Here is a 14,096-nt window from a genome sequence, read left to right on the forward strand (position 1 = left end):
GCTGGTCTCCCTTTGTGAGTAGAGCGCAAACCAGCCACGCCTTGATCTCTGACGATGCGATACCAAGAATTAACCTGGCTGGGAGAGATACCGAAATGAGCCGCAGTTTGCGCACGACTTACTTGATGTGTATGCACATACTCTACCACGGCAATCTTGAATGCTTGAGAGTATTCAACTTTTGTATGCTTAACTTTCAGAGATTCGAGACCATGAGCCTTAGCTTGATTGACCCAGGTTCGAATATTAGCGCGCGAAGGAATACCATATCGAACGCTGAGCTCTCTGTAACCAATACCGCCTTTCAAGTATTCAGAAACCACTTTTGCCTTTAATTCGTTACTATATTTGGTCACAAGAAATGCCCCACAATCGTTAGACTTCTTGTCTAACAATTGTAGGGCACTTCAATGTCGGCCAGGATCTTTTATTATTGCGCCAAGACTTTGCTGAGGAAGTCTTGGGTCCGTGGATGCTCTGGATGTGAGAAAATCGCTTCTGGCTTGCCTTTTTCGGCAATGATGCCGTCATCCATGAACCACACTTCATTGGCCACTTCCCGGGCAAAGCCCATTTCGTGGGTCACAATGACCATGGTCATGCCCGACTTGGCTAGATCTTCCATGACCTTCAGCACTTCGCCCACCATTTCTGGATCCAGGGCTGAGGTCGGTTCGTCAAACAGCATCACATCCGGTTCCATGGCCAAAGCGCGGGCAATGGCCACCCGCTGCATTTGGCCCCCAGATAAGCTGGTCGGGAAAGCATCGGCCTTATCTTCCAGGCCGACTTGCGCCAGTAGCGCCTTGGCTTTAGCCGTGGCATCGGCCTCGCTTTGCGCCTTGACTTTCATCGGGGCCAACTTGATATTATCCAAGACGGTCATGTTCGGGAACAGGTTGAACTGCTGGAACACCATCCCCATTTTTTCCCGCACCACATCGAGCTGCTTTTCGCTCAGGGAGGTCAAGTCGGTGCCTTCAAACAGCACCTGGCCAGAGGTCGGCTGATTCAGCAAATTGAGACTGCGCAGGAAGGTACTTTTCCCACCGCCTGACGCCCCAATGACAACAATGACGTCGCCTTTGTTGATGGTTTCGGTAATGTCATTCAAGACAATGTTATCGCCAAACTTTTTAACGAGATGGTTCACTTGAATCAATGGTTGTTCAACGCTCATAACCCATTCTTCCCTTCACGGCCGAATTTTACCGGCATCTTGACTATCATGTCGTTTACTATACACGCAAATTAGTATTTATGCAATATCTATTCTATTTTTATTCAACATTTGGCGTCCGTCGCCGCTGCGTGCTATACTAGCGCCAAAAGCAAGGCGGAAGGAGCACAACATTATGGGCTTAAAAGTGAATACCAAAACCGACTGGGGCGAAATGTTTGATAAGTTTGCCACGGTGCCTGATGAAGCAAAAGCCACTGGCAATGATCCGAAAAAGCAAGAAGACCAGGCGAAAGCCGCCAAGGCCAAAAAAGCCGCTAAGAAATGAACGAATCAAAAATGCCGAGCCTCGCGCTCGGCATTTTTGATTCACAGAACATACGCGGTATAAAAGAAATATCCCGCCAAGGCGAAAGCACCAATGCCAATCAACAATCTGATTAGGCGATTAGAAACATGGCGCACCACCACCGGACCCAGCAGGCCGCCGGCAAACATCCCCAGCCCCAGCGGAATCACCATCAACCAGTAGACTTTGGTGGTGAAGGCGTAAATCACCAGCGAGACGATATTGGTCAGCAACGTCGCGAAGTTTTTCAACGCGTTGCTGACGGCAAAACTGACGGGTAAGGTCACCGCCAAAATGGAGACCATCATCACGCCAGCCGAAGCCCCGAAGTAGCCGATATACACCCCAACCAAGAAAATTAGGAAATTACGGCCAACCAAACGCCAGCCGCGAACGGTGTGACCGACCTGCTCAGGCGCGGGCTTTTGACGCAGCGATGACAACATCAGCACCCCGGCAATGGCAATCAGAAACGGCACTACTTTCTCAAAACTGGAAGCCGGCGCCACTGCCAAAATCAATGCGCCGACGATGCCGCCGATCACAGCCCAGACGCCGACCTGCCACATCAATTTGCGATGCGCCGAGAGCTCTTGAGTGGACGCCAGCCCGGAACCCACTCCCGTGAAAATCATCGCCGCCGTGTTAGTAACATTGGCCGACACTGGCGGCACGCCTAACGCCAGCAACACTGGATACGTGACCAGCGAGGCCATGCCAGCGGTGGAGCTGATTAGCCCACCAGCCACCCCAGTCAGTAATAGAATTAAAGTTAATAGAATTGGATTCATTTGCGCCTCATGATAAAACCAGCGGCCAGACTGAAAATCGGCAGGCCGCTGGCTGCGTTATGACTAGTTTATAGCTTGATATTGGGATACTTCTTGGCTAAGGTCTGCAGATTCGCTTTGGCGACTTCCTCAAATGGAATATCAGCCCATAAGGCGATTTGGGATAAGTACCAAAGGACATCGCCAAGCTCGGCTTTAAGCTGTTCTTGATCGAGGTCCTGCCCTTGGAAGGTGTAGCGCTTGATGCGATCGACCACTTGCCCGCCATCTGAAGCCAACCCCAAGGCGAGGTTGGTCAGCACATGCTCATTGCCGGCCAGGGTCTTATTGGCCTTTTCCTGATACTCATTCAATTCCATGATCATTGCCTCCAATATTTGCTTGCGCTTCTAACCAGGCCCAGACCGCGTCTTTACCTTCCCCAGTTTCGGCGGAAAACATAATCAGCTGATCGGTTTGGTTCAGATCCAAGGTCTTTTTAATGTCACGCATGATGGTTTGCCGCCGTGCCTTGCTGGTTTTGTCGACCTTAGTGCCGATCACCAATACATCGATGTTGAAATACTTCAGATACTGATACATCGACACATCATCGGCACTTGGCAAATGTCGGGCATCGACCAATAACACCGCGCCGTGCAGCTGCTGCCGGGTGCTTAAGTATTCCTCAATCATAGCCGCAAACTTCGCCCGTGCCGCTTTGGATACCTTAGCAAAGCCATAGCCAGGGACATCGACAAAATACAATTGGTCTTCAATGTCGTAGAAGTTCAGGGTCTGGGTTTTGCCCGGGACACTCGAAGTCCGGGCCATGCTTTTGCGATCGATCAGGCGATTGATCAAGCTCGATTTGCCGACATTACTGCGGCCGACAAAGGCAATTTCGGGGTAACCTGTTTCCGGGTATTGCTTGGCACTAACCGCACTGATGGTCAGGCTCACGTTATTGACTTTCATGGTGACCTCCTAAAATCTTTCGCCATTAAGTGTATCATACCAGCTGGCAAAAGGGGCCCCAGCATCGGTAAACAAACCCAGGACAAAATTGATTGCATAAAAAAAGACCAAGCTGATCATCAGCTTGGCCTAGCTTATTTCAAACTTATGAGGCTTTACGATCGTCGGCTTTAATCAGCTCCGGCTTCCCAGTGCCTTCAACCGCCGCCTTGGTCACGACGGCCTTAACCACATCTGGTTCACTTGGCAACGTGAACATCATATCTTGCATCACGGCTTCAATGATGCTCCGCAAACCACGGGCCCCAGTGTCGCGCACAATCGCCTTATGGGCAATGGCGTGAAGCGCGCCTTGGGTGAATTCCAGCTTAGTGTCATCCAGCGAGAGCAGCTTTTGATACTGCTTGACCAAGGCGTTCTTTGGTTCGGTCAAAATCCGCACCAAATCGTCTTCCGTCAGCTTCTCAAGGGACGCAATAATCGGAATCCGGCCGATAAATTCAGGGATGATCCCGAACTTCATCAAATCTTCCGGCACGATTTGCTGCATCAGTGACTTTTGCTCATCAACTTCGGTGTTGTCTGAATTCTTGCCGAAGCCAATGGTCTTTTCACCGAGGCGGTTCTTGACGATACCTTCGATGCCGTCAAACGCCCCACCAACAATGAACAAAATATTCGTGGTGTCGATTTGGATGAATTCCTGTTGCGGATGCTTACGCCCGCCCTGCGGTGGCACGTTGGCAATCGTGCCTTCCAAAATCTTCAGCAAGGCTTGCTGCACGCCTTCACCAGAAACATCGCGGGTGATGGAGACGTTCTCAGACTTCTTGGCGATCTTATCGATTTCGTCGATGTAGATAATGCCCTTTTCGGCCCGCTCCACGTCGTAATCGGCGTTTTGCAGCAGCTTGAGCAAAATGTTCTCGACGTCTTCGCCGACATAACCCGCCTCAGTCAAGGTGGTCGCATCGGCAATAGCAAATGGCACATTCAAAATCCGCGCCAAACTCTGGGCCAAGAAAGTCTTCCCTGACCCGGTTGGTCCGATCAACGCGATGTTGGACTTTTGTAGCTCAGTGTCGCCTTTGTCAGCGACTTCCATTTGGTTAACCCGCTTGTAGTGGTTATAAACCGCCACGGCGAGTGCTTTTTTAGCGGCATCTTGACCGATGACATAGTCATTCAAAATGCTCAAAATGTCGATTGGCTTTGGTACTTCCAACATGTTGGAAGCGGCGTCAGCCTTGAATTCTTCGTCGATGATTTCCTTGCAGAGGTCGATACATTCATTGCAAATATAAACCCCAGGGCCAGCAACGATTTTCTTCACCTGATCTTGGGATTTCCCGCAAAATGAGCAGGTCACCGGACCGGTGGTTTCAACGTTGTCAAACATTAATCTTCAACCCCTTCTTGTTACCTTCATGATACCAAAACCGCGGCACCATGCCTAGTCAAACCGCAACAGCGTAGCACAACAAAACCGAGTTTGTCAAAAGCTAGGCCGCGGAGGTCGGCGGGCTTAGTCCGACGAGTAGCCTAGCGCCAAGCATTGCCATCGCTCTTTGATGGTGAGGCTTGGTGCGTAGCTAATCGCTCGGACGTTGCCGACCGCAGCGCGACTATGCTGCGGAGGGGCACTACACTGCCGAGTCAGCTAACCTCCGCAGCCAGGGGCTGGAACGTGGTGGCCAGCGCTTTGAGCCAAGCTTTGCTTGTCTCAACGTCGCAGCTTGTTCTAAGCCAGCACAGCCCACTGGCTAAGAACAATTTCACCACTGAGCCCATACCTGCTCCAGTTGGCTGACTCTGGGGTACCCCAATCCAGGACATAGCCTTTCGACGGGCGATTTCAGCCTGTTATGCAGCCTTCGCATGTGAAATATCGAGCTGACTGAAGCGCTAATATCCCAAGACTAAAATCAGTATTCCTGCTGTCACTACTGCTGCGGCCAATGTCAGCAGCAATTTGCGGGCGGTTGGGCGCCACTGACGCCGGCGGGCTAGGAGGAATAGCGCGACCCCGCTTAGCATCATCAAAAGCGCACGTTTTTCTGGGCCGCCGACTAAGCGGACAAATAAGCGCATGATTCGTATCATATTGCCTCCAAGATGCAAAAAGCACTCCCCCCTAAAGCGGAGGAGTGCCCTTGCAAGGCCCAAGGTTACTTGTCAGCGTCTTCCTTATCGGCATCGGCTTTGTCAGCTGCCTTTGGGGCAACTTCCTTCACTGAGTCGGTGATGACGGTGATGGCATCTTGAACGCCGATATCATGCTTCAACATGTCATCGGTCAAGGCACGACGAACGGCCTTTTCTTCCATGTTGTATTCGCCAGCCAAGCGCTTGATTTCACCCTTAACTTGGTCTTCGGTTGGTTCGATCTTTTCCGCTTTAACGACTGCTTCAAGGACCAAGTTAGTCTTGACGCGGCTTTCAGCGTTAGAAGCAAATTGCTTCTTCAGGTCGGCTTCGGAAGTGCCAGTCAGCTGGTAGTACATCTTTGGATCGATGCCCTGTTGCTGCATGGAACCCAGGTATTGGTTCATCTGGTTGTCCACTTCGGTGTCAATCATGGCTTGGGGAATAGCTGGAATCGTGGCGTTGTCAACGACCTTCGCAATCGCCTGTTCCTGAATGGCATCGTCTGCTTCTTCGTCCTTCTTGGCTTGCAAGTCAGACTTGATCTTCAGCTTCAGTTCTTCCAGGGTTTCAACGTCTTCGTCGTCCAGATCCTTGGCAAAATCGTCGTCCAAAGCAGGCAATTCCTTGCTCTTGATTTCGTGAACGGTGGTCTTGAATTCAGCATCCTTGCCAGCCAAATCCTTGGCTTGGTAATCTTCTGGGAAGGTAACCTTAACGGTGACTTCATCGCCCGCCTTGGCCCCAATCAGTTGATCTTCAAAACCAGGAATGAAGGAGTTAGAGCCCAATTCCAAGGCGTAGTTCTTAGCGGAGCCGCCATCGAATTCCTTGCCGTCAACAGTGCCGACATAATCGATGGTCAACGTGTCGCCTTTTTCAGCGGCGCCGTCTTCCTTGAGCACCAGTTCGGCTTGGCTTTCCTGCTTCTTGGTCAGTTCAGCATCAACGTCAGCATCGCTGATGGTGCGGTCCTGCTTGTCAACGGTGATGCCCTTGTAGTCGCCCAGCGTTACTTCTGGCGCCACGGTGACGGTGGCCTTGATCACCCAAGGCTTGCCTTCGTCCATGCTGTCGATGTCGATTTTTGGCTGATCAACGGCATTAATGCCGGCTTCAGCGATAGCAGCATCGTAAGCGTCTGGCAAAACAATGTTCAAGGCATCTTCGTACAATGCCGCTTCGCCATACATGCGGTCGAACACGGTGCGAGACACGTGGCCCTTCCGGAAACCTGGAATGTTCAGGTTCTTCTTAACGCGGTTGAACGCTTTGTCCAGACCTTCTTTGATCTTATCTTGTGCGATTTCAAAAGTCAGGACGCCGTCTGTGTCGCCCTTCTTTTCCCAATTTGCAGCCATGATATCCCTCCGACTAAATTATGTTATTCGTATTGCATACTTTTCATATCATACGCGAAAAACCCGCATTTGTAAACGCAACGCGGGCTGACAAGTAAAAAAACTTTACGTCACAATCACGCCTCGGCATTTTGCGGGTCAACAATCTGGCGTAGCTTAAAGTTCCCTTGCGCGTAATCAAAGATGATAATCCCCGCATTTGGCAAGCGCTGATGCAACTGATTAGGGGCATAATGCTGCAAAAATGTGTGACACGCCCCAGCATGCGACACCACTAAAATGTTTGATCCGGTGGCCGCCGCCATGATGTTACCGATGGTTTGGGTGATGCGCGCTTCAAGCTGAGCATCGCTTTCCCCGCCCCAAGGCACGAAAAAGTCCCCATAGGGCGGCGTCGGGTTCAGATATTCCGGTTGGCCTTCAAATTGACCAAAACCATGCTCGCGCAAGCCTTTTTTGCGTTGATAAGGCAGTTTGGTGACCAGCTCCAACGTGTCTGACGCCCGCTCTGCCGTGGAACAAAAGGCCTCATCCAGCGTTATGCCCTGCGTTGCAAACCACTGTCTGGCGGCCAAAGCTTGGCCAATACCTCTGGCGGTCAAGGGTGAATCACACCAGCCTTGAATGCGCCGCAATTCATTAAATAACGTTTCTCCATGCCGCATCAAATATAACGTCTTCATATCCTCGCCTCATTAAAAAACGCCGCGTCTCCCGCGGCGCCATGCTTAATCTTTAAAATAATCTTCGAGAAACGCCAGCACGCCTTGCGCGTTATTATCGCCAGTCTGCGCATCTGCCGCTTGCTTGACTGCAGGTTGGGCGTTGGCCATCGCCACGCCTAAGCCAACTTCCTTGATCATTTCGAGGTCGTTGCCCCCGTCCCCAAAGGCTGCCATATTGGCCAGCGGAATATTGAGCACCTTGCCTAGTTCAGCCAGCCCAGCGGCTTTATGCCGGCCGGGCTGAATAATATCAATATCGCCATGGCCACTGGAAGTCGCCACCGCCAAGCCCTTGAGCTCTTCACCAAGCACCTGCAGAAATTCCTCGGTGCGCTCAGGCGGAAAGTTCATCCCAAACTTGAGAATGTCATCATCCGTCACCTCAAGGGTTGGCTGCACCGCCAGCCGGTGATAGTAGCGCCTGGTGTTGGTGATAAAGGCCTCGCCTTCACTGGCGCGGACGTACCCGCTTTTCACCCCGCACGCGACGATTTTCAATTCGGGATGGCTGGTCAGAATCGCAGTAATCTTGGCCGTTTCTGCTGGGGTAAAGGTGTGCACCGCATAGGTTTGCGTTTCATCGCGGATGTAGGCGCCATTTTCGGCCACATAAATCGTCTCCGGATAAGCTTCAAAAAAGCTTTTTAGCTGATAATACTGATTACCACTGGCGACCACGAAGCGCACGCCGTGATCAGTTAGCATTTGATGGACCTTGGCAAAACGGGCCCGATCATAGTCCTGATCAGAGCGCAAAAAAGTGCCATCCATATCCACTGCAACAAGTTGAAACATAAAGACCTCCTGTGGTGACGTTTTCATATCTCATTGTAGCAAACTTCAACCTAGCAAGCGGTCAATTTTCGCAGCGGTTATGGTCAAATTCCCCACAAAAAAACCGGCATCAAGCCGGTATGAACGCTAAGCACGATGGGCCTGGGCTGTCGCAGTGGCCGCTAAGGCGGCGGTCAACCGGGCACTGCCTGGTTCAATCTTGGCCGTTGGCGGCGCCGCAAAGGTCAATCGCGCGCCATTGAGCAACTGATGCGAAGGGGTGAGATTTTTGCTCGGCACGACACTCACATGCGCTGGGGTCAACCGCTGCGCCTGCAGCACCGTCATATCCACACCAGCGGGCGCCGTCAACCACAGGAAGAACCCACCCGCCGGCTGACTCAGCTGATACCCTGCTGGGAGTTGCGCGCTGATGGCATGATGCATCAGCTCGAGCTTGGCGCCATAGCACTGGCGGAGCTGGTCCAGATGAGCATCAAAGTCATTTTGCTCCAGGTACAGCGCCACGGCGCGATGGACCAACTGGCTCGATTCGACATCACTAGCCCCGCGCAACGCCGCTGCCGCCGCTAGCAGCTTCGGGGCGGCGACCATCCACCCTAACCGCAAGCTCGGCGCCAGAATTTTGGACATGCTACCGAGAAAAATCACGCGCCCTTGGGTGTCAAAATGCTTCAGCGGTGGCAGCGACTCGCCTTGATACCGCAACCAGCGATATGGCCCGTCCTCCAGAATGATGACGTCATACTGGTTGGCCAACGCGATCAGGGCTTTACGTTTGGCCAAAGACATCACCGCGCCTGTCGGATTCTGAAAATCCGGCACGGTATAAATCATTTTGACGTCGTGGGTCATCAAAACCTTTTGTAGCTCGCCTAGATCCATACCATCACTGGCCATGGGGACTTCATAGTAATGCGGTTCATACGCGTTGAAAGCAGCCAGCGCGCCTAAGTAGGTTGGCGCCTCGACCACCAAACCGTCACCAGGATTAAGGAGCATCTTGGCCACGAGATCAATGCCTTGCTGCGCCCCTTGGGTCAAAAGCACATCCTGCGCCGAGGCCCCAATGCCATCTGCTTGTAGCCACTGGGCAATGTGCTTGCGCAGCTTAGGTAATCCCCAACTATCGCCATATTGAAAAGCAGCCGGTTCAGCAGTGGCTTGTGCAAAAGCCGCCTGCAATGCTCCCTGGGGAAACATGGTGGCGTCAGGATACCCGCCGGCAAACGAGATGAGTGCCGGATCTGGGGCAGTAAAGAGTTCATCTAACCCTGACTGCATGGTGGTGGCAACTCGACTGGCAAACTTCATGTGACCGCGTCCTTTCGTATCTTACGATAACTCCATGGTACCGGGCTGCCGAGGTTAAGTAAAACTCATCTTATTTATTTTAGATTGAAAGATTTTCATTTAAACAATCAAAAACAGCGCTTCGCCGAAGCGAAACGCTGTTAAAGGTTGAATTAGTCGAGGATTTCAGAAACGACCCCGGCACCAACAGTACGGCCACCTTCACGAACGGTGAACTTCGTACCTTTTTCAAGAGCAACTGGCGCGATCATGTCGACTTCGAACGTAACGTTGTCGCCAGGCATAACCATTTCAACACCTTCTGGCAGTTCGATCACACCGGTAACGTCGGTGGTGTGGAAGTAGAACTGAGGACGGTAGTTGGAGAAGAATGGCGTGTGACGGCCGCCTTCTTCCTTCGTCAGGATATAAACTTCACCCTTGAACTTCTTGTGGGTCTGGATGGAACCTGGCTTTGCCAGGACCTGACCACGAACAACTTGGTCGCGGTTAACACCACGAAGCAGAACACCAACGTTATCGCCGGCTTCACCCAAGTCAAGGGTCTTACGGAACATTTCAAGGCCGGTAACGGTGGACTTCAGAACTTCGTCCTTCAGACCAACGATTTCGACTTCGTCACCGATCTTGACGGTACCACGGTCGATACGACCAGAAGCAACCGTCCCACGACCAGTAATGGTGAAGACGTCTTCAACAGGCATCAAGAAAGGCTTGTCGGTATCACGAACTGGCGTTGGGATGTATTCATCAACGGTGTCCATGAGTTCTTCGATAACTTTTTCTTGTTCCTTGTCGCCTTCAAGGGCCTTGAGGGCTGAACCACGGATAACAGGAATATCGTCACCAGGGAAATCGTATTCGGACAGAAGTTCACGAACTTCCATTTCAACCAAGTCGATCAATTCGTCATCGTCAACCAAGTCGGTCTTGTTCAAGAAGACAACGATGTAGTCAACACCAACCTGACGAGCCAGCAGGATGTGTTCACGGGTCTGTGGCATTGGGCCATCAGTAGCCGCAACAACCAAGATCGCACCATCCATCTGAGCAGCGCCGGTGATCATGTTCTTAACGTAGTCCGCGTGCCCTGGGGCATCGATATGCGCATAGTGACGCTTTTCGGTTTCGTATTCAACGTGGGCGGTGTTGATCGTGATGCCACGTTCCTTTTCTTCTGGGGCAGCATCGATTGATGCGTAGTCCTGCGCCTTAGCGAGGCCCTTTTCGGAAAGTACCTTGGTGATAGCCGCGGTCAAAGTAGTCTTACCGTGGTCAACGTGCCCAATCGTACCAATGTTTACGTGGGGCTTAGTGCGTTCATAGTGTTCTTTTTCAGCCATGAAAAAACGAACCTCCTGTATATTTTCGTAAAGACACAGGCAAAGCCGCCCGTAATCCTTTACGTTCTATCTTACTACATTCACGCCAAAATACCAAAACAATATTTTGGCTGGAAATGAATTCCGAAAATGATTATACCGAGAACCCCCGGTTTTGTAAACCATCCTAGTCAAGTTTTTTTGCTTTACACGTCTTTTGAGTCGCTCCGGCTACCGTTCACCCGCTCAACTAAGGGCGGTCAAGGCCTGGGTCTGCGTCCCTAACCAGTCAAACAAGGCGTGCTCCTCGGCGGTCACCTCAGGGCGGTCGCGGTTGAGGTAACTGGCCGCAAAATGCTTGGGATCTGGGACGGCTTCGCCAATAAAGGGATAAAGATAACCCAGTTCAAAGCGCAAAGTTTCCACGGTGGCCTTCATCAGCTCGGGATCCGCTAAGCCGACTTGGAGCTGAATTTGATTCAGCACCTGCAGCATGGTCGGATCATTCATCACACCAGGTAGTGCACTGGGAATGACCTCGGCAGTGGTCTGGTAGCTCGTCACTTCCACCGGCGTTGCTTCGCCTACCGCCGTCAGCGCGTCCAGTAAGCTGACGCGAATAGCCGGATGGACATCAGGATCAACTAGATTAGGCTTGGCCGCCTCGATGATTTTGACTTTCGGCAACCGGCCAAGTTGCTGAATCAACTGCTCCTGCTCATGTGGGCTCAACCCACCCAGATGGCGCAACCGCCGAGCTAGGTCAGCAATCTCATCCCCGTGCGCGGTGAGATCAGCCGTTTCGGCAGCCGTGATTTGCTGCTCAAAGGCTGCGGCTTTGCTGCTCTCAACATGGTGCAACACCGCCCAGGCAAACCGGTAATCAGGCAGGTCCAACAACACTTCAAACAACAACTTGGTGGTGCTATCACTGGCCAAGAAATCTTCCATATACTCACTGACGTAAGGCAACGCTTCGCTGCTTTGATGCAACCCCACCAGTGCTTTGACCAGTGGCCGGGCCACCTCGAACACCGGCGTTTCCTTGTACGCCTTTTCTAAATGTGCCACAGCGCTGGCGTAGTTCTGCTTTTGCAAGGCAGAAACGCCAAGGCTCATATGGCGGCTGCCACTATTTGGCAAAGGCACGATTTTTCCCATGCGCTTCACTCCCCTTTGGTTAACATCATACCAATGTTTGCTTCAGAAAAAAATATCCCACTTGAGCGCTTCCAAGCATAAAAAAAACCTGAAGCTAGGCTCCAGGTTTGAACGGCTACTGCCGCTTAGCACTATTTTGGTTCACTTCCATAATCACGGGCAAAATCACCGGCCGGCGCTTCGTGTGATCGAACAAGAACCGGCTCAAATCATCACGCACCGCTTGCTTCAAGGTGCTCCAGTCAAAGGACTTATTGTCCAGTTGCTTTTGCACGGTTTTGGCCACGAGTTCGCCGCTTTCGTTAAGCAGGTCACGCGAAGTCTTCATGTAAACAAAACCGCGACTTTGAATTTTTGGTTTGGCCACGATCTTCTTCTTTTTGCGGTCGATGGTGACCACTGCAATGAAAATCCCATCTTCAGCCAGCATCTTGCGGTCACGCAACACGATGTTACCGATGTCGCCGACGCCGATACCGTCAATCATGGTATTACCAGCGTCGACATGGCCAGAGATATGCATCTTGCCTTTTTCGTAGCTGATAATGTCGCCGACGTTGGGAATGATGACATTCTCGTCCGGAATACCGGCATCCTTGGCAATCTCAGCATGGGCTTCCAGCAGGCGATACTCACCTTCCACGGGAATGACGAAGCGTGGCCGCAACAGGTTGATCATCAACTGCAAGTCGTCCTTGTTGGCATGGCCGCTGGCGTGGATGTCTTCCGAGATGGCCTTGACTTCACCACCAGCGCGATAAATCATGTCGCGGGTGCGGGCCGCCATGGTTTCCATGGCGTGTGAAATGGTGGTGGTGATGTAAACCAAGTCGCCTTCGTGAATGTGCACCAGCCGATGCTTATTGGTGGCCATCCTTTGCAGTGACTTCAGCGGTTCGCCCATGCGCCCGGTTTCAAGTACCACGGTTTCTTCCGGCTTCATAGTTTTCAGTTCCTTGGTGGTCGCAATGATGCCTTCGTCTGGCAACACGATATCCTTGAGGCGAATGGCAGTTTTAACGACCCGCTCCACTTCGCGGCCAGTCAAAACCACCCGGCGGTTATTGGCCGCGGCAGCATTGATGACCTGCTGGATGCGCTGAATGTTATTGGCAACACTAGCCACAATCACTCGGCCTTCATGGTAGCGGAAGGTCTCGTTGATATGATCATAAATTTCGTGTTCGCTTGCACTGCGGTATGGCGATTCCGCATTGTTGGAATCAGACAGCAATGCTAACACTTTGCGGTCACCGATTTTGGCCAAACGCGACAGGTCCGTGTGGTACTTCGGGGAGGCACTTTGGTCAAACTTGAAGTCCCCGGTGTAAACAATCGAACCATTGGGCGTTTCAATGACAATCCCTAAGCTCCCAGGAATGCTGTGAGTTGTTGGGAAGAAGGAAACCTTGATCTTACCGAAATCGATCACCGACTTCTCAGTGATCACATGGAAGTCGCGGAATTTCTTAGCTTTTGGGCTGGCGGTCATGTTGAGCTTGGCCATCGCAATCGTCAGCTCCGAACCAAAGACCGGCACTGGATGTTCGCTGACAAAATAAGGCAACGCCCCAATCGCGTCGGCATGGCCGTGAGTCAGAAAAATGCCGGCGATTTTATCCGCGTTTTCTTCCAAGTAAGTGAGATCAGGAATCACAACATCGATTCCCAGCAGTTCGTTGTCTGGGTATTTCAGCCCAAAATCGGCAACGAAAATTTGGTCGTCTACTTCGATGGCGTACATATTTTTACCGTTCTCACGCACGCCGCCGAGTGCGACCACTTTGATTTTACTCATGTGAGCACCTCGTTAAATTAGATTAGGTTCTTTCGCCAATCGCTTGGCAACGAATTATTCCTTTTAACAGTGTACCACACAGGCCGTGAAATACCTATTCTAGCCAGCAGGCAGCGACGAGGTAGCGTTCGTGGTCGAATGACTTGAATCGTTTTAACTGCCGGGCAGGGCTGCCTCCACAGAAATGGCTGGAACGTG

General features: G+C 51.8%; 14 protein-coding genes. 1 reads left to right on the forward strand and 13 read right to left on the reverse strand.

Annotated elements, in window-relative coordinates; genetic code table 11:
- The coding region (locus AAA927_RS10270; RefSeq protein WP_338215342.1) for a helix-turn-helix domain-containing protein at window positions 1-356 on the reverse strand (356 nt) is incomplete at its 3' end.
- Window positions 357-430: 74 nt separating this feature from the next.
- Window positions 431-1,180, reverse strand: coding sequence for an amino acid ABC transporter ATP-binding protein (locus AAA927_RS10275; protein ID WP_125581690.1), 750 nt, complete (start codon window positions 1,178-1,180; stop codon window positions 431-433).
- Between the two features lie 175 nt (window positions 1,181-1,355).
- On the opposite strand from AAA927_RS10275, the gene AAA927_RS10280 reads away from it, so the two are divergent.
- Window positions 1,356-1,508, forward strand: a complete 153-nt coding sequence (locus AAA927_RS10280; RefSeq protein ID WP_338217750.1) for an SPJ_0845 family protein — start codon at window positions 1,356-1,358, stop codon at window positions 1,506-1,508.
- A gap of 41 nt (window positions 1,509-1,549) precedes the next feature.
- Here the strand turns inward: AAA927_RS10280 and AAA927_RS10285 are convergent, their stop codons facing one another.
- The 11 genes from AAA927_RS10285 to AAA927_RS10335 form a co-directional block, all read right to left on the reverse strand.
- Entirely contained in the window at window positions 1,550-2,320 is a 771-nt protein-coding gene (locus AAA927_RS10285; RefSeq protein WP_338217751.1) for a sulfite exporter TauE/SafE family protein, read from the reverse strand.
- A gap of 68 nt (window positions 2,321-2,388) precedes the next feature.
- Entirely contained in the window at window positions 2,389-2,679 is a 291-nt protein-coding gene (locus tag AAA927_RS10290; RefSeq protein WP_125581686.1) for a nucleoside triphosphate pyrophosphohydrolase family protein, read from the reverse strand.
- Entirely contained in the window at window positions 2,666-3,277 is a 612-nt protein-coding gene (yihA, locus tag AAA927_RS10295; RefSeq protein ID WP_338217752.1) for a ribosome biogenesis GTP-binding protein YihA/YsxC, read from the reverse strand. The genes AAA927_RS10290 and yihA overlap by 14 nt, the downstream gene beginning before the upstream one ends.
- Before the next feature lie 145 nt (window positions 3,278-3,422).
- Window positions 3,423-4,676: an ATP-dependent Clp protease ATP-binding subunit ClpX gene (gene clpX, locus AAA927_RS10300; RefSeq protein ID WP_204118754.1), complete on the reverse strand. Its 1,254-nt coding sequence runs from the start codon at window positions 4,674-4,676 to the stop codon at window positions 3,423-3,425.
- Window positions 4,677-5,445: 769 nt separating this feature from the next.
- Entirely contained in the window at window positions 5,446-6,783 is a 1,338-nt protein-coding gene (gene tig, locus AAA927_RS10305; RefSeq protein ID WP_125581678.1) for a trigger factor, read from the reverse strand.
- 116 nt (window positions 6,784-6,899) lie between these two features.
- Window positions 6,900-7,466 (reverse strand): histidine phosphatase family protein, encoded by a 567-nt coding sequence (locus AAA927_RS10310; RefSeq protein WP_338217753.1) that lies wholly within the window; start codon window positions 7,464-7,466, stop codon window positions 6,900-6,902.
- Between the two features lie 45 nt (window positions 7,467-7,511).
- Window positions 7,512-8,303, reverse strand: a complete 792-nt coding sequence (locus AAA927_RS10315) for a Cof-type HAD-IIB family hydrolase (protein WP_338217754.1) — start codon at window positions 8,301-8,303, stop codon at window positions 7,512-7,514.
- Window positions 8,304-8,429: 126 nt separating this feature from the next.
- Entirely contained in the window at window positions 8,430-9,617 is a 1,188-nt protein-coding gene (locus AAA927_RS10320) for an aminotransferase-like domain-containing protein (RefSeq protein ID WP_338217755.1), read from the reverse strand.
- A 152-nt stretch (window positions 9,618-9,769) separates the two neighbouring features.
- On the reverse strand, window positions 9,770-10,960 hold the full coding sequence (gene tuf, locus AAA927_RS10325; RefSeq protein ID WP_203633885.1) for an elongation factor Tu: 1,191 nt from the start codon (window positions 10,958-10,960) through the stop codon (window positions 9,770-9,772).
- Between the two features lie 225 nt (window positions 10,961-11,185).
- Window positions 11,186-12,100 (reverse strand): hypothetical protein, encoded by a 915-nt coding sequence (locus tag AAA927_RS10330; RefSeq protein ID WP_338217756.1) that lies wholly within the window; start codon window positions 12,098-12,100, stop codon window positions 11,186-11,188.
- A gap of 115 nt (window positions 12,101-12,215) precedes the next feature.
- On the reverse strand, window positions 12,216-13,898 hold the full coding sequence (locus AAA927_RS10335) for a ribonuclease J (protein WP_338217757.1): 1,683 nt from the start codon (window positions 13,896-13,898) through the stop codon (window positions 12,216-12,218).
- Window positions 13,899-14,096 lie beyond the last annotated feature (198 nt).

It is taken from the genome of Lacticaseibacillus salsurivasis (assembly GCF_036246225.1).
In the GTDB taxonomy this organism is placed as follows: Bacteria; Bacillota; Bacilli; order Lactobacillales; family Lactobacillaceae; genus Lacticaseibacillus; species Lacticaseibacillus salsurivasis.

Bases quoted from the DNA above. Each gene is read 5' to 3' on its own strand.
- yihA (WP_338217752.1), bottom strand. From the start codon at position 3,277: ATGAAAGTCAATAACGTGAGCCTGACCATCAGTGCGGTTAGTGCCAAG.
- AAA927_RS10315 (WP_338217754.1), bottom strand. From the start codon at position 8,303: ATGTTTCAACTTGTTGCAGTGGATATGGATGGCACTTTTTTGCGCTCT.
- AAA927_RS10280 (WP_338217750.1), top strand. From the start codon at position 1,356: ATGGGCTTAAAAGTGAATACCAAAACCGACTGGGGCGAAATGTTTGAT.
- tig (WP_125581678.1), bottom strand. From the start codon at position 6,783: ATGGCTGCAAATTGGGAAAAGAAGGGCGACACAGACGGCGTCCTGACT.
- clpX (WP_204118754.1), bottom strand. From the start codon at position 4,676: ATGTTTGACAACGTTGAAACCACCGGTCCGGTGACCTGCTCATTTTGC.
- tuf (WP_203633885.1), bottom strand. From the start codon at position 10,960: ATGGCTGAAAAAGAACACTATGAACGCACTAAGCCCCACGTAAACATT.
- AAA927_RS10330 (WP_338217756.1), bottom strand. From the start codon at position 12,100: ATGGGAAAAATCGTGCCTTTGCCAAATAGTGGCAGCCGCCATATGAGC.
- AAA927_RS10320 (WP_338217755.1), bottom strand. From the start codon at position 9,617: ATGAAGTTTGCCAGTCGAGTTGCCACCACCATGCAGTCAGGGTTAGAT.
- AAA927_RS10285 (WP_338217751.1), bottom strand. From the start codon at position 2,320: ATGAATCCAATTCTATTAACTTTAATTCTATTACTGACTGGGGTGGCT.
- AAA927_RS10290 (WP_125581686.1), bottom strand. From the start codon at position 2,679: ATGGAATTGAATGAGTATCAGGAAAAGGCCAATAAGACCCTGGCCGGC.
- AAA927_RS10335 (WP_338217757.1), bottom strand. From the start codon at position 13,898: ATGAGTAAAATCAAAGTGGTCGCACTCGGCGGCGTGCGTGAGAACGGT.
- AAA927_RS10275 (WP_125581690.1), bottom strand. From the start codon at position 1,180: ATGAGCGTTGAACAACCATTGATTCAAGTGAACCATCTCGTTAAAAAG.
- AAA927_RS10310 (WP_338217753.1), bottom strand. From the start codon at position 7,466: ATGAAGACGTTATATTTGATGCGGCATGGAGAAACGTTATTTAATGAA.